General features: G+C 70.0%; 23 protein-coding genes. 13 read left to right on the top strand and 10 right to left on the bottom strand.

Annotated elements, in window-relative coordinates; translation table 11 throughout:
* Positions 1-28 precede the first annotated feature (28 nt).
* Complete coding sequence (locus tag FZ046_RS12965; protein WP_070354357.1) at positions 29-1945, bottom strand: PbuX/PucJ/PucK family nucleobase permease; 1917 nt, start codon at positions 1943-1945, stop codon at positions 29-31.
* Between the two features lie 33 nt (positions 1946-1978).
* Here FZ046_RS12965 and FZ046_RS12970 point away from each other — a divergent pair, with 33 nt between their 5' ends.
* The gene (locus tag FZ046_RS12970; RefSeq protein ID WP_070354356.1) at positions 1979-2548 is read left to right on the top strand and encodes a nucleotidyltransferase family protein; all 570 of its coding nucleotides are present in this window, start codon (positions 1979-1981) and stop codon (positions 2546-2548) included.
* Here the strand turns inward: FZ046_RS12970 and FZ046_RS12975 are convergent.
* The 4 genes from FZ046_RS12975 to FZ046_RS12990 all read right to left on the bottom strand — a co-directional run bounded on the left by FZ046_RS12975 (position 2545) and on the right by FZ046_RS12990 (position 6218).
* Positions 2545-2877, bottom strand: a complete 333-nt coding sequence (locus tag FZ046_RS12975; RefSeq protein WP_070354355.1) for a hypothetical protein — start codon at positions 2875-2877, stop codon at positions 2545-2547. The genes FZ046_RS12970 and FZ046_RS12975 overlap by 4 nt on opposite strands.
* A gap of 8 nt (positions 2878-2885) precedes the next feature.
* Entirely contained in the window at positions 2886-4697 is a 1812-nt protein-coding gene (locus FZ046_RS12980; RefSeq protein ID WP_070354354.1) for an acetyl/propionyl/methylcrotonyl-CoA carboxylase subunit alpha, read from the bottom strand.
* Positions 4698-4879: 182 nt separating this feature from the next.
* Positions 4880-5308 (bottom strand): SufE family protein, encoded by a 429-nt coding sequence (locus tag FZ046_RS12985; RefSeq protein ID WP_170292433.1) that lies wholly within the window; start codon positions 5306-5308, stop codon positions 4880-4882.
* A 13-nt stretch (positions 5309-5321) separates the two neighbouring features.
* On the bottom strand, positions 5322-6218 hold the full coding sequence (locus FZ046_RS12990) for a sulfurtransferase (RefSeq protein WP_070354353.1): 897 nt from the start codon (positions 6216-6218) through the stop codon (positions 5322-5324).
* 89 nt (positions 6219-6307) lie between these two features.
* Between FZ046_RS12990 and FZ046_RS12995 the strand changes: the two genes are divergently transcribed.
* Both FZ046_RS12995 and FZ046_RS13000 read left to right on the top strand, forming a co-directional pair.
* Positions 6308-7666 carry a nucleotide sugar dehydrogenase gene (locus FZ046_RS12995; protein ID WP_070354352.1) on the top strand — a complete coding sequence of 453 codons (1359 nt, stop codon included), beginning with the start codon at positions 6308-6310 and terminating at the stop codon, positions 7664-7666.
* Positions 7659-8648: an NAD-dependent epimerase/dehydratase family protein gene (locus FZ046_RS13000; RefSeq protein ID WP_070354351.1), complete on the top strand. Its 990-nt coding sequence runs from the start codon at positions 7659-7661 to the stop codon at positions 8646-8648. The genes FZ046_RS12995 and FZ046_RS13000 overlap by 8 nt, the downstream gene beginning before the upstream one ends.
* Before the next feature lie 12 nt (positions 8649-8660).
* Here FZ046_RS13000 and FZ046_RS13005 read toward each other — a convergent pair whose 3' ends face one another.
* Genes FZ046_RS13005 through FZ046_RS13015 form a run of 3 tightly spaced genes read right to left on the bottom strand, consistent with a single transcriptional unit; the run spans position 8661 to position 11219 of the window.
* Entirely contained in the window at positions 8661-9302 is a 642-nt protein-coding gene (locus tag FZ046_RS13005; protein WP_070354350.1) for a Maf family protein, read from the bottom strand.
* Positions 9299-9559 (bottom strand): acyl-CoA carboxylase subunit epsilon, encoded by a 261-nt coding sequence (locus FZ046_RS13010; protein WP_070354349.1) that lies wholly within the window; start codon positions 9557-9559, stop codon positions 9299-9301. The genes FZ046_RS13005 and FZ046_RS13010 overlap by 4 nt, the downstream gene beginning before the upstream one ends.
* A gap of 31 nt (positions 9560-9590) precedes the next feature.
* Positions 9591-11219 carry an acyl-CoA carboxylase subunit beta gene (locus FZ046_RS13015; protein WP_070354348.1) on the bottom strand — a complete coding sequence of 543 codons (1629 nt, stop codon included), beginning with the start codon at positions 11217-11219 and terminating at the stop codon, positions 9591-9593.
* Between the two features lie 245 nt (positions 11220-11464).
* On the opposite strand from FZ046_RS13015, the gene FZ046_RS13020 reads away from it, so the two are divergent.
* The 6 genes from FZ046_RS13020 to FZ046_RS13045 are packed head-to-tail and all read left to right on the top strand — an operon-like array spanning position 11465 to position 17671.
* Positions 11465-12577 (top strand): glycosyltransferase, encoded by a 1113-nt coding sequence (locus tag FZ046_RS13020; RefSeq protein WP_246182985.1) that lies wholly within the window; start codon positions 11465-11467, stop codon positions 12575-12577.
* Positions 12574-13551, top strand: coding sequence for a GDP-mannose 4,6-dehydratase (locus FZ046_RS13025; RefSeq protein WP_070354346.1), 978 nt, complete (start codon positions 12574-12576; stop codon positions 13549-13551). The genes FZ046_RS13020 and FZ046_RS13025 overlap by 4 nt, the downstream gene beginning before the upstream one ends.
* The gene (locus tag FZ046_RS13030) at positions 13548-14243 is read left to right on the top strand and encodes an acyltransferase (RefSeq protein WP_246182986.1); all 696 of its coding nucleotides are present in this window, start codon (positions 13548-13550) and stop codon (positions 14241-14243) included. The genes FZ046_RS13025 and FZ046_RS13030 overlap by 4 nt, the downstream gene beginning before the upstream one ends.
* The gene (locus FZ046_RS13035; RefSeq protein ID WP_070354345.1) at positions 14243-15367 is read left to right on the top strand and encodes a glycosyltransferase; all 1125 of its coding nucleotides are present in this window, start codon (positions 14243-14245) and stop codon (positions 15365-15367) included. Before FZ046_RS13030 ends, FZ046_RS13035 begins: the two co-directional genes overlap by 1 nt.
* Positions 15360-16532, top strand: coding sequence for a polysaccharide biosynthesis protein (locus FZ046_RS13040; protein WP_246182987.1), 1173 nt, complete (start codon positions 15360-15362; stop codon positions 16530-16532). The genes FZ046_RS13035 and FZ046_RS13040 overlap by 8 nt, the downstream gene beginning before the upstream one ends.
* Entirely contained in the window at positions 16529-17671 is a 1143-nt protein-coding gene (locus FZ046_RS13045) for a glycosyltransferase (RefSeq protein ID WP_070354344.1), read from the top strand. The genes FZ046_RS13040 and FZ046_RS13045 overlap by 4 nt, the downstream gene beginning before the upstream one ends.
* An 11-nt stretch (positions 17672-17682) precedes the next feature.
* Here FZ046_RS13045 and FZ046_RS13050 read toward each other — a convergent pair whose 3' ends face one another.
* Positions 17683-19218, bottom strand: a complete 1536-nt coding sequence (locus FZ046_RS13050) for a cellulase family glycosylhydrolase (protein ID WP_070354343.1) — start codon at positions 19216-19218, stop codon at positions 17683-17685.
* 54 nt (positions 19219-19272) lie between these two features.
* Positions 19273-20601, bottom strand: a complete 1329-nt coding sequence (locus FZ046_RS13055) for an O-antigen ligase family protein (RefSeq protein WP_070354342.1) — start codon at positions 20599-20601, stop codon at positions 19273-19275.
* Positions 20602-20830: 229 nt separating this feature from the next.
* Here FZ046_RS13055 and FZ046_RS13060 point away from each other — a divergent pair, with 229 nt between their 5' ends.
* From FZ046_RS13060 to FZ046_RS13075, 4 genes are read left to right on the top strand one after another with little or no spacing between them, the layout of a single operon-like run.
* On the top strand, positions 20831-22405 hold the full coding sequence (locus FZ046_RS13060) for a tyrosine-protein kinase domain-containing protein (protein WP_070354341.1): 1575 nt from the start codon (positions 20831-20833) through the stop codon (positions 22403-22405).
* Positions 22406-22410: 5 nt separating this feature from the next.
* On the top strand, positions 22411-23673 hold the full coding sequence (locus FZ046_RS13065; RefSeq protein WP_125939750.1) for an alpha/beta fold hydrolase: 1263 nt from the start codon (positions 22411-22413) through the stop codon (positions 23671-23673).
* Entirely contained in the window at positions 23670-24389 is a 720-nt protein-coding gene (locus FZ046_RS13070; protein WP_125939749.1) for a YveK family protein, read from the top strand. The genes FZ046_RS13065 and FZ046_RS13070 overlap by 4 nt, the downstream gene beginning before the upstream one ends.
* Positions 24389-25657: a lipase family protein gene (locus tag FZ046_RS13075; RefSeq protein ID WP_070354339.1), complete on the top strand. Its 1269-nt coding sequence runs from the start codon at positions 24389-24391 to the stop codon at positions 25655-25657. Before FZ046_RS13070 ends, FZ046_RS13075 begins: the two co-directional genes overlap by 1 nt.
* Position 25658 lies beyond the last annotated feature (1 nt).

The following is a 25658-nucleotide window of genomic DNA, read 5'->3' on the forward strand; positions in this document are numbered from 1 at the left end:
GGGCGTTGAAGCGATCGACGTCCGGCATCTACCGCAGCTCGTTGAACCGGCTGAACCGGGCCGCGGCGATCGGGTTGGCGTCGGCGACCAGGTCGGCGAACCGGTAGTTCGCGATCTTGGCGACCTCGATGAGGGCGAACGCCCGCTCGGCGGCGGGCGAGTTGTCCATTCGCGACCACCCGTTGCGCAGCACCCTGTCGAAACGGGCGGTCTCCCGCGCGCAGATGACGAGCGGAAAGCCGAAGTGCTCGCGGTAGGCCGTGGCGAGGTCCACCACGTCGCGGTGGTCGTCGGCGTCGAGGCTCGACAGTGCGACGTGGTCGACGGCCAGGGCGTGGCCGACCTCGTCCTCGGCGCCGAGGTCGGGGAACGCGTTCAGCAACTGATCCTGCTCGGCAGGTGATCCGGTGAGCACGGCGTCCTGGAACGCCTCCCGCAGCGCGCGGGTGTCGGCGAACGGCCGTGCGGCGTAGGCGCGTTCGACGGCCCACGGCACGTCCTGCACGATGTGTCCGAACACCTCGGTGAAGCGCTCGGCGGTCATGGCGTTGACCTCGTCGAGGGTGATCGAGCCGCCGCCCGCGACGCGGGGACCGCGGGTGCCGAGGTGGAAGAACACGACGTTGAGCAGGATCGCGGCGATGGCCCCGATGCTGATGCCGCTGCCGAACAGCAGGTCGATGCCGGCCGGAAGGCCCTGCGCCACATCCGGGTAACTGGTGACCCACAGCGCCAGAGCGACGCTGGTCGTGACGATGATGAGGTTGCGGTGGTCGGTGAAGTCGACCTTGCCGAGCGTCTGGATGCCCACCACCGCGACGGTCGCGAAGAGCGTGAGGGCGGCACCGCCGAGCACCGGCTGCGGGATGGACGACACCACGGCGGCGACCTTGGGCAGGAAGCCGAGGACGATCATGATGGCGCCCGCGGCGGCCACCACCCACCGGCTCTTCACGCCGGTGAGCCGCACCAGTCCGACGTTCTCGGAGAAGGCGGTGTAGGGGAACGAGTTGAAGATGCCGCCGATCGCGGTGGCGATGCCGTCGGCGCGCAGCACGTTGCCGATGTCGGACGGCTTGATCCGCTTGCCGACGATCTCGCCGGTCGCGTAGGTGCTGCCCGTCGACTCGACCGCGGTGATGAGCAGCACGATGATCATCGTGAGGCAGGCGACGACGTCGAACTTGGGCATGCCGAACAGGAACGGCGGGGTGAAGCCGAACGCCGACGCCCGGCCGACGTCGGCGAAGTCCATGTCGCCGAGCGCGTAGGCCACTGCGCATCCGATGACCAATCCGAGCAGGACCGCGATGGTCGCGAGGAAGCCGCGGAACAGTCGCTGGATCGCGACGATCACCGCGACGGTGCCCAGGGCGTAGAGCAGCCACCGGACGTTGGCCGGATCGGTCTCGCCGGTGTGCGGGTTGGTGACCGCGTCGTGCGCACCCACCGGCACCAGGCACAGCCCGATGATGGTGATGAGGGTGCCCGTGACGACGGGTGGGAAGAACCGCAGCAGCTTGATGAAGATCGGCGCGACGAGGAAGGTGAAGACGCCCGCGACGATCACCGCGCCGTACACGTAGAGCAGGCTCGCCGCGCCGCCACCGTGCGCCAGTCCGATCGCGATGATCGGCGAGACGCCGGCGAACGTGACGCCCTGCAGCAGCGGCAGCCGCACGCCGATCTTCCAGAACCCGACGGCCTGGATGATCGAGGCGATGCCGCAGGTGAACAGGTCGGCGGTGATCAGCTTGACGAGGTCCTCGCCGGGCAGGTCGATGGCGCTGGCGATGAGGATCGGCACCAGCACCGCGCCGGCGTAGAAGGCGACGACGTGCTGGAAGCCGTAGGTGGCCAGCTTCGGCAGCGGCAACACCTCGTCGACGGGATGGACGTGCGCTCCCGACGAGGCGGCGGGCCGGATGGAGTTCGGGGCCGTCATCACCCAAGGATCGGGCAGGAGGACGATGTCTGCATGTCGAACGACGCGCGGGCGGTGGGCATCGTGCTGGCCGCGGGCGCGGGCACCCGCTACGGGATGCCCAAAGTGCTTGCCCAAGATGGGGATTGGCTGCGGTACGCGGTGGCGGCGCTCGCCGGCGGGGGCTGCGCAGACGTCGTCGTGGTGCTGGGCGCCGCTGTGGTCGAGGTGCCGGCGCCGGCGCGGGCGGTCGTGGCCGCGGACTGGGCGTCCGGTGCCGCCGCGTCGGTGCGGGCGGGGCTGGCCGCGGCCGGGGGAGCGGCGCTGGCGGTCCTGCACACGGTCGACACCCCCGACGTGGGCGCCGACGTCGTGGCGCGGGTACTGCCGCGGGCGGCGGGCACCGGGCTGGCGCGGGCGATGTACGGCGGTCGCCCCGGCCATCCCGTCGCCGTGGCGGCGCGGCACTGGCCGGCACTGCTCGACACGCTGCGCGGCGACGAGGGCGCCCGGCGGTTCCTCGCCGGCCGCGACGATGTCGTCGAGGTGGAGTGCGGGGACCTCGCGAGCGGGCTGGATACCGACGAGCGCTCGTGCGAGGAGCATGTTCCCGACGAGCGCTAGGTGTGCACCTCGAGACCGAGGACCGTGGCCGCGTAGCGGCGCACGGTGTCCTCGCTCATCGCGGCGGCATCCTCCTGGCCGGGGCGGGCCCGGCTGTAGAGGTATCCGCTGACGGGGTCGAGCACGACCTCGGCCAGCAGCTCACCGGTCGTCGGCTCGCACACCGCCCAGGTGTACCGGGTGTCGTCGGCCCACGCGTCGGTCGCGTCGTCGATGTACTCCCCGTCGGTCTCGCCGAGATCGGCCAGCGCGGGCCGATCGTCGACGCGATCGTCGTAGCGCAGGGCGCGCAGGTACCACTGACCGTTGTTGATCTCGACGGGGTCCACGGACGGTACTACTCGGCGGCGTCCTTGATCTCGGCGATCACGGTGCCCTGCGTGACGGCGGCGCCGGGCTCGACGGCCAGGCCGGTGACGGTGCCGTCCTTGTGCGCGGTGACCGGGTTCTCCATCTTCATGGCCTCGAGCACGACGACGAGGTCGCCCGCGGACACCTGCTGACCCTCGGTGACGGCGACCTTGACCACGGTGCCCTGCATCGGTGCGGTGACCGAGTCGCCGGACGCGGCGGCTCCGCCGGAGGCGCCCCGCTTGCGCGGCTTCGGCTTCTTGCGGACGACGTTGCCGCCGCCCGCCGCGCCGCCGCCCCCGCCGAGGGCGAGGTCGCCGGGCAGGGACACCTCGACGCGCCGGCCGCCGATCTCGACGACGACCTTCTGGCGGGGGAGGCTGTCCTCCTCGTCGAGGGGCTCACCACCGGTGAAGGGCTCGACGGTGTTGTTCCACTCGGTCTCGATCCAACGGGTGTGCACGTCGAAGCCCTCGCCGTTGCCGATGAAGGCGGGGTCGGACACCACGGCGCGGTGGAACGGGATGACCGTCGCCAGGCCCTCGACGTGGAATTCGGCCAGCGCGCGGCGGGACCGGGCGAGCGCCTCCTCGCGGGTGGCGCCCGACACGATCAGCTTCGACAGCATGGAGTCGAACTGGCCGCCGATGACCGACCCGGCCTCGACGCCGGAGTCCAGGCGCACACCGGGGCCGGTGGGGATGTCGTAGCGCGTGACGGGGCCGGGGGCGGGCAGGAAGCCGCGGCCGGCGTCCTCGCCGTTGATGCGGAACTCGATGGAGTGGCCGCGCGGCGTCGGGTCCTCGGTGATGTCGAGGGCCTCGCCGTTGGCGATCTTGAACTGCTGCAGCACCAGGTCGATGCCGGAGGTCTCCTCGGTGACCGGGTGTTCCACCTGCAGGCGGGTGTTGACCTCGAGGAACGAGATGAGGCCGTCCTGGCCGACGAGGTACTCGACGGTGCCGGCGCCGTAGTAGCCGGCCTCCTTGCAGATGCGCTTGGCGGACTCGTGGATCTCCTTGCGCTGCGCGTCGGTGAGGAACGGCGCGGGCGCCTCCTCGACCAGCTTCTGGAAGCGGCGCTGCAGCGAGCAGTCGCGGGTACCCGCGACGACGACGTTGCCGTGCGTGTCGGCGATGACCTGCGCCTCGACGTGACGCGGCTTGTCCAGGTACCGCTCGACGAAGCACTCACCGCGACCGAAGGCGGCGATCGCCTCGCGGGTGGCCGACTCGTAGAGTTCGGGGATCTCCTCGAGGGTGCGGGCCACCTTCATGCCGCGTCCACCGCCGCCGAACGCGGCCTTGATGGCGACGGGCACGCCGTACTCCTGGGCGAAGGCGACGACCTCGTCGGCGTTCTTCACCGGGTCCGGGGTGCCGGGCACCAGCGGCGCCTGCGCGCGGGCCGCGATGTGGCGCGCGGTGACCTTGTCGCCGAGGTCGCGGATGGACTGCGGGCTGGGCCCGATCCAGATGAGGCCGGCGTCGAGCACGGCCTGGGCGAAGTCGGCGTTCTCGCTCAGGAAGCCGTAGCCCGGGTGCACCGCGTTGGCGCCCGACTTCTCGGCGGCGTCCAGCAGCTTCTCGAACACCAGGTAGGACTCGGCGGAGGTCTGGCCGCCGAGCGCGAAGGCCTCGTCGGCCAGGCGCACGTGCGGCGCGTCGGCGTCGGGGTCGGCGTACACGGCCACGCTCGCCAGCCCGGCGTCCTTGGCGGCCCGGATGACCCGGACGGCGATCTCGCCGCGGTTGGCTACGAGCACCTTGGAGATCTTCGAGCTGGCGTGACTGGGCACTGCGCCTCCTGGTGGCATGTCTAAGAAACGTCTTTAAGAATGTATCCGCCGCAGTTTAAGCCGCGCGACATCGGCCCCGGCGAGCCGGTCTGGTTACTCTCGAGTAGGGAACGCATACCCGCTGGACGGCTGTCCGAATGGGCGTTCGGCGGGTGCGCCGGGCCGCTCGGGGAGCCGGCTGGTCAGGCTGCGCGCAACCGGCGCTTGATGCGCGTGAGCATCGCCGACATCCCGCGCAGCCGCAGCGGACTGATCAACGCCCCGAGGCCGAGTTCGGAGTAGAAGTCGTCGGGCACGGCGAGGATCTCGTCGGCCGAGTGCTCGTCGAGTCCCTCGCGCAGGATCGCCGCGAAACCGCGCGTCGTCGGGGCCTCCGCGGGCGCGCTGAAGTACAGCCGGACGTGCTCGCGATCCTCGGCGTCGACGTGGAGGAACAGCGGCGACTGGCACTCCGGCACCGGTTCCATGGCCGCCTCCTCGAGGCCGGCGGGCAGCGGTGGCAACTCGTTGGCGAACTCCAGCAGCAGCTGCAGCTTGTCCTGTCCCTCGACGTCGGCGAAGTCGGACACGACCGCGGCCAGCGAATCCGGCAGCGCGCCCGGCGCAGTCACGGCGCCACCGTCATCACGGCGCCTCGCCGGGCTCGTCGCCGACGGCGACCGGCACCCGCACGGCGTTGCCCCACTCGGTCCAGGAGCCGTCGTAGTTGCGCACGCCGGGCAGGCCCAGCAGATGCGTCAGCACGAACCAGGTGTGGCTGGACCGCTCGCCGATGCGGCAGTACACGATCGTCTTCGGGTCCGCGTCCCCCTCGGAGAGGAAGCCGTACAACTCGTCGAGTTCGGCGCGGCTGCGGAAGCGTCCGCTGTCGTCGGCCGCCTTGCCCCACGGGATGGAGCGCGCCGTGGGGATGTGCCCGCCGCGCAGCGCACCCTCCTCCGGGTAGTCCGGCATGTGGGTGCGCTCACCGGTGTACTCGAGCGGCGAGCGCACGTCGATCAGCGGCTGCGTGCCGAGGGCGGCGAGCACGTCCTCCTTGTACGCGCGGATCGCGGCGTCGTCGCGCTGCACCACCGGATAGCCGGACGTCTGCTTGTCCGGGACGTCGAGGGTGGTGTCGCGCCCGTGCGAGACCCACAGGTCGCGGCCGCCGTCGAGCAGGCGCACGTCCGGGTGGCCGAACAACGTGAACACCCACAGGGCGTACGCCGCCCACCAGTTGCTCTTGTCGCCGTAGATGACGACGGTGTCGTCGCGACTGATGCCCTTGCGATTCATCAGCTCGGCGAACTGGGCGCCGTCGATGTAGTCGCGGACGTTCGGGTCGTTGAGGTCGACGTGCCAGTCGATCTTCACCGCGCCGGGGATGTGGCCGGTGTCGTAGAGCAGGACGTCCTCGTCGGATTCGACGATCGCCAGACCGGGGCGGCCGAGGTTGCCAGCGAGCCAGTCGGCGGTCACCAGCCGTTCCGGATGTGCATACGTCTGAAGGGCGGGATGCGGGTCTGCAGGCAGGGGCACAGTGCGAGCCTACTCACGTCGAATCGCGGACACGCGCGTTCATGTCCAGAGTTGGCGCGGCAGGAGGTACTGCTGTAAGAATTTACGGAATGAGCGGTTTGCCAGCAAAGTTTGACGTCGGGATCGTGGGCCTCGGCTACGTCGGCCTTACCTTGGCCACGGTGCTCGCCGAAGCGGGTAACTCCGTCATCGGTGTGGAGAAACGTCGGGAACTGGTCGACATGACCAACGAGGGAATTCCGCATTTCACCGAAACGGGCCTGCCCGACGCCCTGTCCGGTGTCACGCGATCGAAGAAACTCGTCGCTGCCGAAGCGTTCGACGACAGCTTCTCCTGCGACGTCTACATCATCACCGTCGGCACGCCACTGGCCGCCGACGGCGTGGCCCGCGTCGACATGATCGAGGCCGCCGCACGCGACATTGCTGCGAATATGCAGGACGGAGCCCTCGTCATCCTGCGCTCCACGGTCAAGATCGGCACGACCCGCGACGTGGTTGCGCCCATCCTCGAGGCCAGCGGCAAACGCTTCGACATCGCGATGTGCCCGGAGCGCACGCTCGAAGGCAAGGCGCTGCAGGAATTGCGCGAGCTGCCGCAAATCATCGGTGCCGACAGTCAGGAAGTCGCCGACCGCGCGGCGGCGGTGTTCCGGAAACTCACGAATTCGATCGTCGGCGTTTCCAGCATCGAAACCGCCGAGATCATCAAGCTCATCAGCAACACTTTCCGCGACGTTCAGTTCGCGTTTGCCAACGAGGTCGCGCGCGTCTGCGATGCGTTCGGTGTCAGCGCCCACGAAGTCATTTCCTCGGGCAAGCTCGGCTACAACCGGACCAACATTCCGCTGCCCGGTCTGGTGGGCGGTCCGTGCCTCGAGAAGGACCCGCACATCCTCATGGAGAGCGCCCGCACGCGCGGGGTGGAACTCGAGATCACCTCGGCCGGCCGCGTCGTCAACGAACGGCAGCCGGAGGAGACCGTCGCGTTCATCAACGCCGAGATCGCGCGCCGCGGTCTGCCGGAACCGTTGAAGATCAACCTCGTCGGCATGGCGTTCAAGGGTCAGCCCGAGACGAGCGACCTGCGCGGCTCGATGTCGATCAAGGTCCTCGACGCGCTGAAGAAGGCGCACCCGGAGGCCGAGATCGGCGTCTACGACCCGGTGACCCCGCAGGAGCTGCTCGCCGAGGAGTTCCCCGACGAGCGCACGTTCAGCCGCTTCGGCGACGCCGTCAGCGGCGCCTCGGTGCTGGTGATCGGCAACAACCATCCGTCGCTCGGCACGATCTCGCCGCGCACGATCAAGGAGTTCATGAGCCCCGAGGGCTTCGTGTTCGACTACTGGAACCACTTCAGTCACCTCCCGCCGTCGGAACTCGGCGACTCGTACTTCGCCGTCGGCCGCAGCGGCGCCGTGGGCGGGGCGGAGCCCTACCGTGGGTAAGCGCGTCGTCGTCACCGGCGGAGGCGGCTTCATCGGCGCCTACCTCGTCAAGCGGCTGGTGCACGACGGCTGGGACGTCGCCGTCGTCGACACGATGGTCCGCGGCGACGCCAGCCGGTTCGCCGAGGTGGCCGATCAGGTCGAGCTGCACACCTGCGACGTCCGCGACCAGGCGGCGCTGGAGAAGGCGTTCGTGGGTGCCGAGGTCGTCATGCACCTCGCCGCGGTCAACGGCACGCAGAACTTCTACACCCAGCCGGAGATGGTGCTGGAGGTCGGCATGCTCGGCGCGCTGGCCGTCGCCAACGCCGGCCGCGTCGCCGACGTGCCCGACCTCGTCTTCGCGTCGACCGCCGAGGTGTACCAGACGCCCGCGGTGATCCCGACGCCCGAGACGATCCCGCTGATGCTGCCGGACAGCCTCAACCCGCGGTACTCCTACGGCGGCGGCAAGATCGTCAGCGAGCTGATCGCCTTCAACTACGGCCGCGAGCACTACCGGCAGGTGCAGGTCTTCCGTCCGCACAACGTGTTCGGGCCCAACATGGGCTGGAAGCACGTCGAGCCGCAGTTCATCATGCGCGCGCTCGCGGCGAAGGATGCCCACCCGGAGGGCAAGGCGCCGTTCGACATTCAGGGCGACGGCACCGAGACCCGCTCCTTCTGCTACGTCGACGACGTGGTGCAGGGCATCCTGACGATGTACGAGAAGGGCGGGCACCGCGAGATCTACCACATCGGCAGCGACGAGGAGGTCTCGATCCGCGACCTGGCCTCGCGCATCGGGGACATCGTCGGGGTCGACCTCGACATCCGTCCCGGCGCGTCCGCTCCCGGTGGCACGCCTCGCCGGTGCGCCGACATCAGCAAGATGCGCAGCCTCGGCTGGTCGCCGGTCACGAGCCTCGACGAGGGCCTGCGGCGCACCGTGGACTGGTACACCGAGCACCGGGACGACACCCCCGCCAACGAGCTGATGTAGCCCCGCGGCGCGTCAGTCGACGGGATTGGCGCGCCACAGGGCGGCGACCGACACGCCGACCCGGGCGAGCAGCCGGGCGGTCAGCGGCAGCCCGATCCCGATGACCGCCGACGGGTCGCCATCGACGCCCTCGATGAACCAGCCCGCCAGGCCGTCGATCGTGAATCCGCCTGCGACGCCCAGTGGTTCGCCGCTGGCGACGTACGCGGCGAGGTCGTCCGGCGACGGGGTGCCGAAGTGCACCGTGGTCACCGCGTGGTCGGCCGCGACGGCGTGCACGGCCGCGTCCCGCATCCGGATCACGCAGTGACCGGTGAAGAGCTCCGCCGACCGGCCGGCCACCGCCTGCCACCCGGCGAGCGCCGCGGCGTCGGTGCCCGGCTTGCCCCACAGCCGGCCATCGCGGAACAGCATCGAGTCGCAGCCGATGACCACGCAGTCCGCCGCGACGTCGGGCGTCAGCGTCGCGGCGACGGCACGGGCCTTCGCCTCGGCCAACGCCGTCGTCGTCCCGGCGGGCCCCACGTCGGCGGGGAGTGCGGCGACCACGGCGTCCTCGTCCACGCCGGACACCACCACGAGGGGATCGACGCCCGCGGCGCGCAGCACCCGGCGCCGGCCCGACGAGGCCGAGCCGAGGACCAGTCGCGTCATCGACGCAGGTGCGTCCGCTCCACCAGGGTCACGCGCTGCCAGCTGAAGCTCGAGTAGCGCAGCTTGTCCACCGGGTGACCCCACAGGTCGCGTTCGTGGGGCTCCATGTCGGCCGACGTGACCTGGTTGCCGGCGCCGGCGAGCACCGTCACCAGCGCCGCCAGCTCCTCGTCGGTGGGCTCGCCCCGGACCACCTGGATCACCGGCTCGGTGGTGGCCGAAGGATCCTCCGGCACGGGCAGATTCGCTTCGCTCACGACACACTCCTGACGTCGATGGCCGATGACATCACAGCGGGATGTTGCCGTGCTTCTTCGGAGGGATCTGGCTGATCTTGCGCTCCAGCAGCCGCAGCGACGTCGCCACGTACCCGCGGGTGTGCGACGGCGGGATGACGGCGTCGACGTAGCCGCGCTCGGCGGCGACGTACGGGTTCACCAGGGTGTCCTCGTACTCCTGCTGCAGCTCGAGGCGGAGCGCGTCGACGTCCTGGCCGTCCTGGGCAGCCTGCTTGAGCTGCTGGCGGTAGACGAAGCCCACTGCGCCCGACGCGCCCATCACGGCGATCTGTGCCGACGGCCACGCGACCACGACGTCGGCACCCATGTCCTTGGAGCCCATGACGCAGTAGGCGCCGCCGTAGGACTTGCGGGTGATGACGGTGACCTTGGCGACGGTGGCCTCGCCGTAGGCGTAGAGCAGCTTCGCGCCGCGGCGGATGATGCCGTTGTACTCCTGGCCGGTGCCCGGCAGGAAGCCCGGCACGTCGACCAGCAGCACGATGGGGATGTTGAAGCAGTCGCACGTGCGGATGAAGCGCGCGGCCTTCTCCGAGGCGTTGATGTCCAGGCAGCCGGCGAACTGCGTGGGCTGGTTGGCGACGATGCCGACCGGGCGGCCGTCGACGCGGCCGAAGCCCACGATGATGTTCTGCGCGTAGCCCGCCTGCACCTCGAGGAACTCGTCGTCGTCGAGGATGCGCGAGATGACCTCGTGCATGTCGTACGGCTGATTCGGGGAATCCGGGATCAGCGTGTCGAGTTCGAGGTCCTCCTCGTTCAGGTTGTCCTCGATGGCGCCCGGGTGCGGCGGCGCGGGGTAGCGCGGCGGGTCGGCGTAGTTGTTGCTGGGCAGGTAGGACAGCAGGTCGCGGACGTAGTCGAACGCGTCCTGCTCGCCCGACGCCACGTAGTGGGCGGTGCCGGACTTCGCCATGTGGGTGTGCGCGCCGCCGAGCTCCTCCATGGTGACGTCCTCGCCGGTGACGGTCTTGATGACGTCCGGGCCGGTGATGAACATCTGGCTGGTCTGGTCGACCATGACGACGAAGTCCGTCAGCGCGGGGGAGTAGACGTGGCCACCGGCCGCGGCGCCCATGATCAGCGAGATCTGGGGGATGACGCCGGACGCCAGGATGTTGTTGCGGAAGATCTGGCTGTACAGGCCGAGCGAGACGACGCCCTCCTGGATGCGCGCCCCGGCGCCGTCGTTGATGCCGATCAGCGGACGGCCGGTCTTGATGGCCAGCTGCTGCACCTTGACGATCTTCTCGCCGTACACCTCGCCGAGGCTGCCGCCGAACACCGTGGCGTCCTGGCTGAAGATGCAGACGTCGCGGCCGTCGATGGTGCCGTAGCCGGTGACGACGCCGTCGCCGAGCGGCCGGTTCTGCTGCAGGCCGAAGTTGGTGGAGCGGTGCCGGGCCAGCGCGTCGAGTTCCACGAAGGAGCCCTCGTCCAGCAGCGCGAGGATGCGCTCGCGGGCGGTCAGCTTGCCCTTGGCGTGCGTCTTCTCGACGGCTGCCTCGCCGACCGGATGCTGTGCCTCCTCGGTACGCTTGCGCAGTTCGGCCAGCTTGCCCGCGGTCGTGTGGATGTCGATCTCGTGCTCGCTGGCCGGCTCGGTAACGCTCGTCATGGGTGGCATGCTATCGACTGCGTCCGGCGGCGGGTGCGGCGGCTGCGCAGGAGCGTCCCGGCAACGCGCCCGAGTGACCTGCGGAAGTTTGCCAAGAGTTGTCGCAAGACGTTTTGTGCTGTTTCATGGACGCATCGATCGGCACGCCGACCAAGGCTTGCTGCGCTCAACCGGACGAATCGTTGTGGAAAGGGAAGTTCCGCGTGCACGAGAAGCGTCGGTCGAGCAGCAATGATGCTCCGCGCGTGGCCATTGCCCACGATTATCTGACGCAGCGCGGGGGTGCGGAGAAGGTCGTCCTCTCCATGAGTCGCGCCTTTCCCGACGCCCCCATTTACACGTTGCTGTACGACCCCGAGAACACATATCCGGAATTCGCTGAGCGCGATATTCGCGTATCCCGGCTGAATGCGCTGGGCGTATTCCGCAGGCACCACCGCGCGGCGTTGCCGATCCTGCCGCTCGCCGCGCACTCGATGAAGATCGACGCCGACGTCGTGCTGACCAGTACCAGTGGCTGGGCCCACGGGTTCCGCACCACTGGCCGCAAGCTGGTGCACTGCCATTCGCCGGCGCGCTGGCTCTACCTCAAGGACAAGTACCTCGGCGAGGAGGCCGGGCTGGCAAAGCGCGCGGTGTTGGCCACCACGTCGGGCTACCTGCGCGCGTGGGATCGCCGGGCCGCGCACTCCGCCGACCGGTACCTCGCGGTGTCCACCGTCATCCAGCAGCGCATCGCCGACGCCTACGGCATCGATGCCGACGTCCTGCCCTCACCGGTGGCCATGACGCGCTCCAGCGTGGGCGAGCCGGTGCCCGAACTCCTCGACTGGCTGGGCTCGGCCCCCAGCGACGGCGCCTTCTACCTCTGCGTGTCGCGGCTGCTGCCGTACAAGAACGTCGACGCGGTGGTCGGCGCGTTCGCCGGCCGTGACCGTCGCCTGGTGGTGGTCGGCCGCGGCCCGGACGCCGAGCGGATCGCGGCGATGAAGACGCCGAACGTGCTGATGCTGTCCGATCTCACCGATGCCCAGATGTCGTGGCTCTACGAACACTGCCGCGCATTGATCGCCGCCAGCTACGAGGACTTCGGGCTGACGCCCATCGAGGCCGGCGTCTGGGGGCGCCCGAGCGTCGTGCTGCGCTGGGGCGGCTTCCTGGACACCGTCGACGAGGGCATCACCGGGTTGTACTTCGACAGCCCGGACGCCGCGTCGATCGCCGAGGCGGTCGACCGCTTCGAGGCCATGTCGTTCGATCCGGACAAGGTGCGGCTGCACGTCGAACAGTTCACCGAGGAGCGCTACGCCGCCGCGTTGCACGCTGCGGTCGACGAGTTGGCGGTGCGGCCGGGATGACGGCCCGTACCGCCGTCGTCACGGGCATCACCGGACAGGACGGCCACTACCTCGCCGCCCTCCTGCGCTCCGAGGGCGTCGTCGTGCACGGCACGACGCGACCCGGCGTGCGGGCGGACGGGACGCTGCCCGACCTGCCGCCGGGCACGGTGTGTCACGAGGTCGACCCGACCGACCCGGTGGCCGTGGCCGCCGTGCTCGACGCCGTCGCACCCGACTACGTCTTCCACCTCGCCGGGATGTCCTCGGTCGCGGCGAGCTGGGACGACCCCGTCCACGCCGCCCGCAGCAACGGGCTGTCGGTGGTCGCCGTCCTGGACGCCGCGCTGAGGCTCCGAGACCGCACCGGCCGCCCGGTCACCGTGGTGAACGCGTCGAGCTGCGAGATCTTCGCCGGCGCCCCCGACGTGCGGCAAGCCGAGGGCACGCCGGTCCGGCCCATCTCGCCCTACGGCGCGTCGAAGGCGTTCGGCCACCACATGGTGCAGGCGTACCGGGCGCGCGGGCTGGCGGCGTCCAACGCGATCCTCTATCACCACGAATCGCCCCGGCGGCCGGAGCGATTCGTCACGCGCAAGATCACCCGTGGCGTCGCACGGATCGCCGCCGGGCGTCAGGACCGCCTGGTGCTCGGCGACCTGAGCGTGCGGCGCGACTGGGGTTGGGCGCCCGACTACGTCGACGCCATGTACGCGATGGCCCTGCGGGAGACCGGCGACGACTACGTGGTCGCCACCGGTGAGGACCATTCGATCGAGGACTTCGTCGCCACCGCGTTCGCGGCGGCCGGCATCGACGACTGGCAGGACCTGGTGGTCGGCGACAGCGCGCTGATCCGTCCCGCCGATCGGCCCGCGATGATCGGCGATGCGACGAAGGCGTGGGAAGTACTCAACTGGAAACCCACGACGTCGTTCCACGACATCGTGGTGAAGATGGTCGATTCGGACACAACACAGGAGCGAGACGCGTGACCCCCGAACCCTTGATCCCCGAACCCTTCGTCGCCGACCCCGAGGACCGTGCCAGGAAGCTGGCCGCCGCCCCCGGGTTGAAGCTGCCGCCGGACCCGGAGTGGGAGGTCGGCCCCGACGGCCGGGTCGTCGACTACAAGATGCAGGGCATGACGTTCCGCCGCAAGGCGCAGAACCGACTGGCCACGATCCTGTTCAACATGATCGTCACCTACATCCCGTCGCACTTCGTGCGGCAGAACTTCCTGCGGTGGTTCGGCAAGTCGACCATCGGCAAGGGCTCGACGCTGATGCGCGGCGTCACGGTGTTCGATCCGGAGTTCCTCACCATCGGCGACAACACCGCGATCGGCTTCCGCTGCTTCCTGGACTCGCGCGCCGGCATCTACATCGGCAACAACGTCACCATCGCCAGCGACACCCACATCCTCGGCGGCGGGCACGACATCAACCACCCCGACTTCCTCCCGATGCCGGTCCCGACGGTCATCGAGGACTACGTGTGGATCGCCAGCCGCGCGATGATCCTGCCCTCGCACATCAAGCGGGGCGCCGTCGTCGCCGCACATGCGGTGGTCACCAAGGACATCCAGGAACTCGAAGTGGTCGGCGGCGTGCCGGCCAAGGTGCTGACCAAGCGCAACCCGGACGCGCTGAAGTACAGCGGTCACTACCGTCCGCTGTTCTTCTGATGAGCGTCGATCTCCACGACTACCGACTGGTCTACATCGGGCCGCGCAACCACGTCACGGCGATCGGGGACTACACCGAGGACCTCATCGCGGCGTACCGGCCGCACTTCGGCGAGGTGAGCGAGGTCCGGGTGTCCGGGCCGGGCGACGAGACCTGGGCCGACGTGCGTCGCGTCCGGGCCCGGGTGCGCGAGCTGGTGGCCTCGGCGCCGGGCGGAAAGGTGCTGGTGCACAGCGAGATCGGCTGCGGCATGCTGTCGCCGTTCTGGTCGATCGCCGGCCTCGAGGGCGTCCCGGTAACACTCACCGTGCACGACCCGCCGCAGGCGCTGTGGTTCATCGCGCGCACCAGTTTCGTGGCGCGGCACAAGCTGCTGATGCACGGATTCCACTACCCGATGCGGCCGTTCTCGCGGTGGCTCGAGGGCCGGGTCAACGGGCGGCGCGACGTCTTCGCGCTGAGCCGGACCGGGCAGGCGTCGATCGACCGGGTGTATCCGCAGAGCCACACGCACTACGTGCCGTACCGGGTCGCGGAGAAGAACGTGATCCCGCCCGCCGAGGACCGTCCCAAGGCGATCGGCTTCTTCGGCCTGGTCTACCGCGGCAAGGGTTTCGAGCAGATCGCCCAGATCCGCAAGGAGCTGCCCGACGACATCGCCATCCGGGTGGCGGGGCGCGGCACCGAGGCGCTGCCGCCGGTGGACGGCGTCGAGCTGGTCGGCGGCGTGGACGGCGCGGCCGAAGATGCCTTCTTCGCCTCGGTGCGCGCCATCGTGATCCCCTACGGCAAGCGGCACTTCTACGCCGACACCTTCCCGGCGTCGTCGGTGGCCGCGCACGCGCTGGCCTACCGCACCCCGATCATCGCCACCAGCTACGGCTCGCTGGCCGAATTCGACACGGAGACGGGCGCTCTGGTGGTGCCGATGGGCGACGACGTGAACGCGCTGCCGCCGGGCTTCGCGACGGAGATCGCCTCGTTCGTCAACGACGACGCGCGCGTGACGGAGTTGGGCAAGAACGCCGACCGCACCCGCGAGGAGCGCTCCACGCCGCGCACCGCCGAGGCGTTCGTCAAGGCCTGGTCGACGATCCTGGACCGTCAGCGGCCGAGTGTCTGACCCCGCGGCGCAGGGCCAGGAGGCGGCCCCGCGCAACATCCTCAAGACGCTCGTCGCCGTGGGCTGGATGTACGGCGGCCGCGGCATCGGCATGCTGTGGACGCTGGCGCTGGTGGGCAAGCTCAGCGTCGGCGACTACGGGCGCTACGGCATGGGGTTCGCGCTGTCCGCGGTCGTGGGACCGCCGCTGGACAATCCGTTCAACGTGCGCGCCATGCGCGAGTCCGACGAGCACTTCCGCGCCGAACGCACCAGCCGCTTCCTGCTCGGGCTGACGCTGATGGCGGTGGGCGCCTGCCTGATCGAGGTGAACTACGTCGCCTGGTTCGGCCTGGTGATCGCCGGCGGCGAGATGGTGTTCAAGTCCTATCAGAGCCAGGCTGCGCGCGACGGGCACCCGCAGGTGACCTGGCGGATGGACACCATCCGGCAGATCTCGAGCGTCGCGCTCGCCGGCAGCTACCTGTTCGGCACCGACGAACCCAACCTGCAGATCGCCAGCCTGCTGTACTGCGCGCCGTACCTGGTGGTGCTGGTGCTCGCAGCCCGGCGGGTGTGGGGCCACCGGCCCGGCGTCCCGGGTCCGCCGCGGCTCATCGCGGCACTGGTCGGCGAAATGCTCGGGATGTGCATCTACCTGCAGGGCGACGTGCTGCTGCTGGGCTTCCTCACCGACGACACCACGGTCGGCTACTACGCGCTGACCGTGACGGTCACCGTCGCGCTGGCCGCCATCGGCCAGTCGTTCGCGATGACCTACAACGAGCCGCTGCGGCGCAGTGGGGGTGACCTGTCCACCGGTCCGTCGCTGCGGCACATCGTGATGCTCGGCGCCGGCACCGGCGGGCTGGTGGTGATCGCGGGCGTCGTCCTGCTGCTGACGCCCGCCCCCACCGAACTCGGGATCGCCATGCTGGTGATGTCGGCGTTCTGCGCCATGCGCACGATGAGTTCGGTGCTCGCCGTGATCCTCTACGCCCAGCGGCGCGACGTGATCCGGTTGAGCGCCAACCTGGGCCTCGTCCCGGTCAAGCTGGGAGCCGTTGCCGCACTTGCCCAATTCGGTGCCGTCGGCGCGGCGGTCGCGACCGTCGCCACCGACGCCATCCTGCTGGTGATCTATCTGGTGGCCATCTATCGAAGGAAGGACCGGGCCGAAGCATGACGACGAAGGTCGCATTCCTGGTGTCCAAGGACCCCGTGACCGAGCACGGTGGTGACGTCGAACTGGCGCGCGTGGTGATGCGCCTGGCCGCGGAGTCGTTCGACATCCGGGCGATCTGCCTGTCCGACGAGCCGCCGGGGGAGTCGGTGGTCGACGTGGTCTCCGGCGGGCTGCGCCTGCAGCGCATCGTGCAGCATCCCGTCGACAAGGTCGGGCTGCTGACCGGATCGCTGCGCAAGCGACGCAGCCTGGTGCACATCCGCTTCGACACCCCCGAGCTGCTCGCGGCGATCGAGGCGAGCGATGACGACGTGTTCTTCTGCGAGCACAACTACATGGGCGAATCCTTCATCCGCAGCAAGCACTTCGGTAGCAAGGGCTTCGTCATCAACACCATCAACACCGAGTCGCAGGTGTGGCTGTCCACGCGCGGCCTGCTGGGCAAGATCGAGGCTCCGCGCCTGCTGCGCGACGAGCTGCGGGTGGCCAAGCTCGCCAACGCCGTCGGCTGCTACGAGATCGAGGAAGCGCAGATGTACCGCGACCACGGCGTCCCCGGCGCGCGGTTCATGGAGGTGACGCTGCCGCCGATCGAGCAGATCGACGTCTCGGCCACGGGCCGACGCCTGGTGTTCCTCGGCGGCCGGGACTGGCCGCCCAATCAGGAGGCATTCCTCGTCGCCCTGCGGCTCTGGCCGCGCATCGCCGAGGGCATCCCGGACGCCGAACTCGTCATCGTCGGTGCCAAGAAGACCGGCTCGACGGACCCGGAGTACCCCGACCGCGTGCGCGACCTCGGCTTCGTCGACGACCTCCCGGCGTTCCTGCGGACGTGCCGCGCCCTGATGGCGCCGATCCGCACCGGTGGCGGGGTCCGGGTGAAGCTGCTCGACGCGGCCAGCCAGGGGCTGCCGGTGATCGGCAGCAAGCCGGCGGTGGGTTCGCTCGACGAGCTGTTCGGGATGTCGACGTTCGACGACGACGACGCCTTCGTCGCGGAGTGCCGTCGCCTGCTGCTCGACCGCGATGCAGCGGTGCAGGTGGGCAACGACCTCTACGAGGTCAACCGCGAGCACTGGGCCCAGAAGCGGCCGCAGAAGGCCGTCGAGGACCTGGTGTACGCCGGCCTGGGCCGCTGACGCGCAGACCCTCAGGTGACGTACGCCGTGGCGCCGACGAACGGCTGCCAGGTGATGTAGCCGTGCTCGAACGTGACCCGCACGCCCCAGCCCTCGCGCACCTCGTCGGTGGTGGCCAGGCCGAGTCGAGGCGTCCACGCCTCGACGATGCCGCCGCCGACGACGTGCGCTCCCGTGGTCGGTGACCACCAGACGCGCATGCCCGACGGCGAATCCATGTCCTGGTAGCCGTTCGCGAAGGCAGCCTTCGGGACGACGCCGTACTGACGGGCCCTCTCGGCCACGGCATTCGGCGATGCGAGGAATCCCGACGGGGTCTCGTACACCGTGCTCGCCGCGCGGGTTTGCGCCCACACCGACGGGGTCGCCCGGTACACCGGGCTGAGGACCTCGCCGTACGCCGGATCGGTCACCTGCGAGAAGCGCTGGTACTCCGGCGTCTCCGGGATGCCGTCCGCCACGGCGTCGGAGATCGTCTGCGCGCTCGGCTTCGGTGACCCGTCGGAGCGGTACACCCCGAAGACGTCCTCGGGGTCGCTGCTGCCGGTGTTCCGGTCGCGCGTCGTGTGGATCATGATGGGCCCGGCGTAGGGCATCTCGCGCCACTTGGTGAGCAGGTCGCCGATGAAGGCGGCCTGGGTCGCCTCGTCCGCGGCCGTCATCGGCTCGCCGTACTCGGTGGCCCAGATCTTCTTGCCCGCATCGCCGTTGGCGAGCATCAGCTGGCGCATCGCGATCACCTGGTTCATCGGCGAGTTCGCGATGGGGAAGCCCTCGGAGAACTTCAACGTGTACTGGTACGGGTGGAAGGACAGGGCGTCGAACGAGCCGTGGGCCCCCGCGGCGTACATCTGCTGCAGGAACGTCACGGGGTTGACCGTCCAGGTGCCCCAGTCGATGACCGAGCCGAGCACGCCGCCGATCACGGTGGCGCGCGCGTCGACGGCCTTGATCCTCGGATAGGCGGCTCTGAGCAGTTCGGTGTACGCGGCCGGGTCCGGGGTGGGTGCGAAGAACTGGGAGCCGTTCGGCTCGTTCCAAATCTCGTAGGCCGAGACCTTGCCTTGGTAGCGCGCGGCGACGCGCTCGCAGAACTCGGCGTACTGCGCGGCCGACGCGGGACGTCCCGTGATCGGCGGGGCGCCCGGGACCACGGCCCAGGCGGGCGTCGCGTTGACGATGCCGAGGATCGCCATGTTGCGCGCCACCGCCGCATCGATCGTGCGGTCGACGTTGGTCCACGTGAACTGGCCCTGGGTCTGTTCCACCCCGGCCCACGGGATCATGAGGCGCACGGTCTTCACGCCGAGGGCGACCATCTGGTCGAACGCCGCGCCCACCTGCGCGTCCGACATGAAGTACGTCTCGGGATCGTGGAAGCCGACCGTGGTCGGCAGCGGCGCGATGCGCGCCGTCCCGACGACCTGCACGACGCGCGGCGCGGCCGGCGTCAGCCAGATGCCCGCGACGGTGAGGAGCGCGACGGCCAGTGCCGTGAGGCTCCGGGTGGCGAACCGTCGACGGGGACGACGATGGGGGCGCCGCACGCGTGCACCTCAGACTTCCTGGCGGTCACCGCCTCGAGGGAGGTCCGTGGGAAATCAACGGAGTTGCAAGGAGTATGACGGTTCGGTGACCGATTCTCCTGGCGGCGCCCCGGTGTGTCCCGATCTTGATTTCAGCCGGATCCGGTCGCGGTCCACGACGACGAGGAACACCAGCAGGATCGAGAACATCAGCGTCACCTGCTGGATCGTCGCGACCATGTGATCGAGCTGCAGCGCCACGAAGCACATCCCGATGAAGATGCCGCCGAACATCGCCTTGCCCCAGGACTCGCTGCGGATGGCGCGGCCGCTCATGATGCAGCCCACCAGCAGGACGGCGAGGAACGCGATGCCGACGATGATGCCGGCGCGGTAGATGGTGATGAGCGGCACGTTGGCGACGAAGTTCAAGGTGAACGCCGTCTGACCGTTCTTGAACTCGGGCCGGCCCCAGCCCAGTCCGAACAGCCAGTGACCGGACATCTGGCCCGGGAAGGCGCGCAACGCGTCCCCGCGGGCGGAGCTGCCGACGTCGTCCGAGCTGAACGAGCTGAAGATGCGCGTCCGGACCGACGGCGTCAGCATGGCGGCGACCGCCACCAGGCCGATCGCACCGACCACCATCCCGCGGTTGCGGGCGCGCATGCCGTGGAAGGCGAGGACGAGGAACACGCCGACGAGCACGCTGAAGATCGCGGCCCGGCTCAGGGTGAGCACGATGGCGGCGGCGAGGATCACCGTGATGCCGATGCGCAGCCATCCCTTGACCAGGACGCAGGCCAGGGCCAGGGCGATCATCAGGCCGAGGCCCGCCATGTTCGGGTCGACCCACAGGCCGCCGAGGCGCATGAAGCTGGTCGCGCCCTCGTCGGTGTAGACGAAGCGGCCGGTGTCCACCAGGCCGTAGCCGAAGGCGCTGAAGGCCTTGATGAACCGGTGGCCCGGGTCGGCGACGACCACCAGGAGGCCGAACGCGGCGTTCGCCGTCGCGAAGTACACGTAGACCCTGCCGAAACGCGCCAATACGTCGGGCGGAAACCTCAGCAAAGCCACGACCGTCAACGTGGCAATGGACCACTTGATGAATTCTGCGAGGTCGGTGATCGTTCGCCCGGTGAAGATCAGTGATAGGCCGGACACGCCGACGAAAACGATGAGCGCCTTTTCCAGCGGATGAAACGGAACCGGGGTGCCGCGGTGCACGACGGCCGCGAGGACGACGCCGGCAGCAAAGGGCAGGTAGAGCGGTACGTGGATGCCCGGGAAGTAGCCGAACGGCAGGAAGCCGAGCGCCGCAGCAAGGCCGTAGGCGAGCCACTGCGGGTGGCGAATGCCCACGTACACGCCGATCGCGGCCGCCGCCAGCCCGCCGAGGGCAAGCATCGCCGTCGTCCCGCCGGTGATGGCTAGAGCTGCAACGATCGGACACGCAACTACGATGGCGGTGCCAGTTATCAGTTCTGAATGCGACTGCATCGCCCATCTCACGTCATCAATAGTCGACGTTGTGTTCGCTGAATGCAACCGTCCGCGGCGACGCGGCAGTGTGCTTTATCGCTCGTCTGCGGCTATGGTGATTGAGTTGCGGCAAACTACGACGAATGGAGATCCCGTGGCGATCGGGGACTATCTGCGAGCCTTTCGGCGGTTCTGGTGGCTCGTCCTCGTTGCGACCCTGATCGGCGCGGGCGCCGGCTACGGCTACACGCTCTTCACCACGCCGGAGTACCAGTCGACGGCCCGTCTGTTCGTCACGACACAGAGCGGCACCTCGGTCGGTGACGCCTACCAGAACAACCTGTTCTCCCAGGAGCGCGTCGTTTCCTACGCCGGTCTGGCCACCAGCGAGCAGGTCGCGGCGCGTGCCGTGGACCAGCTGAAGATGCCGATCAGCCCCGAGGCGTTGCGCGGCAAGATCACCGCGACGCCGCTGCCGAAGACCGTCCTGCTCGACGTCTCGGTCACCGACCCGGACCCGGGCCTGGCGCAGACCTACGCCAACGCGGTCGCCGATCAGCTGGTGCAGCTCGTCAGCGAACTCGAGACCTCCCGTCGCGGCGGTACCCCGGCCGCCGGCGCCATCCTCCTCGACGACGCGAACTACCCGACCGAGACCGCGGGCATGTCTTTGCTGACGACGGTCGGACTGGGCGCGGCCGCCGGTCTGGTGCTCGGCCTGCTGCTGGCCGCGCTGCTGGCGGCACTCGATCCGCGGCTGCGGGCGCGCGAGTCGGTCGACGCGATCGCCCCGGCCAAGACGCTGGGCAACCTGGTGGCCGACAAGCGCAGGCCCGACGTCCCGGTCGCCAACCTCGCCGCGGGCGGCCTCGCCGCCGAGCGGCTGCGCGAGCTGCGCACCAACCTGCAGTTCGCCAGGACTCCCGGCGGTCGACGTCCGCAGGTCATCGCCGTCACCAGCCCGTCGCGCGGCGACGGTCGCTCGACCACCGCCATCGACCTGGCGGCAACCTTCGCCGAGTCCGGCCGCCGCGTGCTGCTCGTCGAGGGCGACCTCGTCAACCCGACCCTGACCACCACGCTCGGACTCACCGACGCCGAGCGCACCCGCGCCGAGCAGCGTGGCCTCGGCACCGTGCTGGCCGGCGACCACGACGTTGCCTCCGCCGTAATCGCCAACCCCGGCGGGGCCGCCTTCGCGCTGCTGCCCGCGGGCCCGTCGCCCGCCTCGCGCCGCCAGCTGTGGGGCGATGAGAGCGCCGGCCACCTCGTCGACGACCTCCGCGCCGGCTGGGACTACGTCGTCGTCGACACCCCGCCGCTCACCACGGTCTCCGACGGCGCCGCGGTCGCGGCCCTCGGTGACGGCGCGCTGGTGCTCGCCCGCATCGGGCATACCAAGACCAAGCCGCTGCGTGCCGCGCTCACGGTCCTCGAGACCGCCGGTGCGGCGCTGCTCGGCACCGTCGTCACGTGCGAGCCGGGACACGAGCGGGAGCTGTCCAAGCAGCCGTCCGGTGACGGCAACCCGGTCGTGGCGCCGCGCGCCGAGGATGCGCGGCCGGCCCGCGGCGGGGCCGCACGCCCGAACGGCAACGGGGGCAACGGCAACGCGGGCAACCCGGGCATCGGCAACGCCGGCACCAACGGCGCCGTGGACGCCCCGACCGAGGCCATCGATCAGACGGGGGCGCACCGGATGTCCGGTGCCAAGCGCGAAGGCCGGTGAGTTCGATGGGTGCCTCGAGACGGACGCCGTGGCGGCTGCTGACCTGCGCCGTGGTCGCCGCCACCCTGGCGGGCGGCTGCACGCCGGCGACGCGCGAGGCGACTCCGCCGCCCCGGGACGAGGTGCCCACGGTCAAGAAGTTCGAGCCGCCGTTCGGCGGAGCGACCCAGCTCGGCCCGCCGGACCTCACCGACGACGGGCCCGGATCGCTGGTGTCGGTCGAGGTCCTGCACGGCAGTGAGGAACTCGAGGACGCCAATGCCACGTATGCGCGGGTGGTCTACCGGTCCACCTCCGGGATCGACGACAGCCCGACCGAGGTCTCCGGCGTGGTGGCGATCCCCCCGGGCACCCCGCCCAAGGGCGGCTGGCCGGTGATCTCCTTCGGCCACGGCACCACCGGCGTGCTGGAGAAGTGCGCACCGAGCCGGTTCCCGACGCTGCCCGGCAACGGGTTCATGATGCAGGCGATGGTGCTCAACGGCTTCGCCGTGACGATGACCGATTACCAGGGCCTCGGCGTGCCCGGTTACACGCACCCGTTCCTGGACGGGAAGACGTTCGGCAACAACATGATCGACGCCGTGCGCGCGGCCCGGCGGGTCGGCGCGGACGTCAGCACGCAGTGGGTGGCGTTCGGCCACTCGCTCGGCGGCATGGCCGCGTGGGCCGCCGCCGACCGCAACACCGCCTACGGCCAGGGTCTGCAGCTGATGGGCACGCTGTCGATGGCACCGGCGGCCGACATGGCGGGCATGGCCGACGCGGCGTGGAACGGCACGCTGACCGCCGACCAGCGCGTGGCCATGGTGTTCGTGCTGCAGTCGCTGTCCTGGTCGCACCCCGATCTCGACCTGAACAAGTACCGCCGCGGCTACACGGCCGAGCACTGGGATCAGCTGCTCGACTGCCTGCCGCCCGACCTCGACGACATCCTGCGGGTCCGGTCGAAGATGCAGAACTCCGACCTGCGGCCCGAGACGCCCGCCGACCGCGACCGGCTGCGTGACCTCCTGGCGCAGATGGCGTTGCCGCAGAACAAATTGGACACGCCGATGATGGTCGTCTACGGCACCCAGGACACGCTGGTGGACCTGCCGTGGTTCGAACAGGCGGTGTCGCGTGCCTGCGCCCAGGGTGACCACATCCAGATCGAGAAGAGCATCGGTCAGGGTCACTCCGACCTCGACAGCACCTACGGCCTGCCGTGGCTGCGGGACCGCCTGACGGGACAGGACATCCCCAACTCCTGCACGGGTCAGGCGTGAGACCGCCGGTCGGTGTGCCCCGCCTGCGCGACTACGCGCGCATGCTCCGCCGCGGCTGGCGGGTGATCCTCGCCGCCACCGTGCTGTCGGCCGGAGCCGGGGTGCTCGCCGCCGGGTTGCTGACCGACCCGGTGTACGCGGCCACCACCCGGGTGTTCGCCATCGTCCCGGGCGACGCCCAGACTCACGCCGCCTACGAGGGCAACCGCGGTTCCAGCGTCCGGATGCAGACCTACGCGCAGTTGGCCACCTCGACCATCGTCACGCAGCGCACCATCGACGAACTCGGGCTCGACGAGACGCCCGCGGAGCTGGCCGAGCACATCACCGCCACGCCGACGCCCGGCGACCTGTCGCGGTTCTCCTATCCGCTGTCGGTGCTGCTCGACGTCCAGGTCACCGGCAGCGACCCTGGCCGCACGGTCGACGTCGCGAATGCCGTGGGCCGCAACCTGATCGCGGCGTCCCAGGAACTGGAGTGGCACGAGGATCAGCCCGGCCCCGAGCTGGTGCCCGTCGACGCGGCGACCTCCGCGCACGACGTCGCCAAGCCCTGGTACACCAACGCCGGCATCGGCGCGGCGTGGGGACTGGCTCTCAGCGTGCTCGCGGTGCTGGCCTTCGGTGCGGCGCGGGACAGCGTCCTCTCCCGCGACCAGATCGCCTACGCCGCCACCGCGGGCGATCCCGACGACGAACCGGAGGCGCTGGCGTGATGAGGGCGAAGGCCGTGGTGGGTCTGCTGGCGGCCGTGACGCTGTGCGCGCCCGTCCTCGGCGCGTGCGCGCCGTCGACCGCGCCCGCGCCGCCGCCCAGCCAGGGCAGCCGGCCGACCGGCGTCCCGGTCGACGGCGACTTCAGCGGCTCGGGCAGCGGCACGCTGCGCAAGGCCGAGACCCTGCCGACCGTCGACCGCCGGGTCCTCAAGGTGACGTCGCTCGCCGCGCGCATCGAGTACCAGTCGACGTCCGGCATCGACGGCAGCGCGCAGACGGTGTCCGGTTCGGTGTTCGTGCCCAAGGGCGATCCGCCTCCCGGTGGGTGGCCCATCGTCGCGATGGGCCACGGGACCACCGGCGTGCAGCACGACTGCGGTCCGTCGCTGTGGCCCAACCTGCTCGGTGCGTCCGAGCCCGTCGCCACCCTGGTGAACGCCGGCTTCATGGTGACCCTGCCGGATTATCAGGGCCTCGGGATGGACGACGTCTACCACCCGTACCTCGACTCGACGACCGTCGGCCACAACATGATCGACTCCGTGCGGGCGGCGCGAAAGCTCGTCCCCACCGCGTCGGACCGCTGGTTGGCCTTCGGCTCCTCGCAGGGCGGCCAAGCCGCCTGGGCGGCCAACGAACTGGCGCCGGCCTACGGCGGCGGGCTGCAACTGATCGGCGCGGTGAGCATCTCGCCCGCGGCGAACGTGGCGGGTCTCGCCGACTCCGCGGCCCAGGGCGTGCTGACCCCGGAGCAGGCGTCGGCACTGCAGTGGGTGCTGGTGTCGCTGAAGAACGAACACCCCGCCCTCGACCTCGACCTGTACCGCCGCGGGATCGTCGCCGAGAAGTGGGACGTGCTGTCGGCGTGCGCCGGCCCGCTGGTCGCCCAGCGGACCGAGATCACCACCCAGGTCACTCCGGACGACCTGCGTCCGGCCGACGAGCAGGCCACCAATCAGCTGCGGGACTACCTGGCGGCGATGAGCCTGCCGAAGGCGCAGACCGCCGCGCCGATGCTGGTGCTGTTCGGCGAACTGGACAAGGTGGTGTCGCCGCCGTGGACCGGGGACGCGGTGCGGCGCGGCTGCGAGATGGGCGACGTCATCGAGGCCTACCTGGTGCCCGGACGGGGACACGACGACATCGACGGTGCCGCCGCGCTCGGCTGGATCAACCAGCGCTTCGCCGGCGTCGAGGCCAAGAACTCCTGCACCGTGGCCGAGGGGCCGGTCCTTCCGCTGCCGAACAAGCAGTGGTACGAGCAGTGAC

Origin of the sequence: Mycolicibacterium grossiae, assembly GCF_008329645.1 — a bacterium.
Classification (GTDB): domain Bacteria; phylum Actinomycetota; class Actinomycetes; order Mycobacteriales; family Mycobacteriaceae; genus Mycobacterium; species Mycobacterium grossiae.

Coding starts and splice junctions, on each gene's coding strand:
- FZ046_RS12970 (WP_070354356.1), top strand. CDS start 1,979: ATGTCGAACGACGCGCGGGCGGTGGGCATCGTGCTGGCCGCGGGCGCG.
- FZ046_RS12995 (WP_070354352.1), top strand. CDS start 6,308: ATGAGCGGTTTGCCAGCAAAGTTTGACGTCGGGATCGTGGGCCTCGGC.
- FZ046_RS13065 (WP_125939750.1), top strand. CDS start 22,411: ATGGGTGCCTCGAGACGGACGCCGTGGCGGCTGCTGACCTGCGCCGTG.
- FZ046_RS13015 (WP_070354348.1), bottom strand. CDS start 11,219: ATGACGAGCGTTACCGAGCCGGCCAGCGAGCACGAGATCGACATCCAC.
- FZ046_RS13035 (WP_070354345.1), top strand. CDS start 14,243: ATGAGCGTCGATCTCCACGACTACCGACTGGTCTACATCGGGCCGCGC.
- FZ046_RS13055 (WP_070354342.1), bottom strand. CDS start 20,601: ATGCTTGCCCTCGGCGGGCTGGCGGCGGCCGCGATCGGCGTGTACGTG.
- FZ046_RS13025 (WP_070354346.1), top strand. CDS start 12,574: ATGACGGCCCGTACCGCCGTCGTCACGGGCATCACCGGACAGGACGGC.
- FZ046_RS13005 (WP_070354350.1), bottom strand. CDS start 9,302: ATGACGCGACTGGTCCTCGGCTCGGCCTCGTCGGGCCGGCGCCGGGTG.
- FZ046_RS12965 (WP_070354357.1), bottom strand. CDS start 1,945: ATGACGGCCCCGAACTCCATCCGGCCCGCCGCCTCGTCGGGAGCGCAC.
- FZ046_RS13045 (WP_070354344.1), top strand. CDS start 16,529: ATGACGACGAAGGTCGCATTCCTGGTGTCCAAGGACCCCGTGACCGAG.
- FZ046_RS13075 (WP_070354339.1), top strand. CDS start 24,389: ATGAGGGCGAAGGCCGTGGTGGGTCTGCTGGCGGCCGTGACGCTGTGC.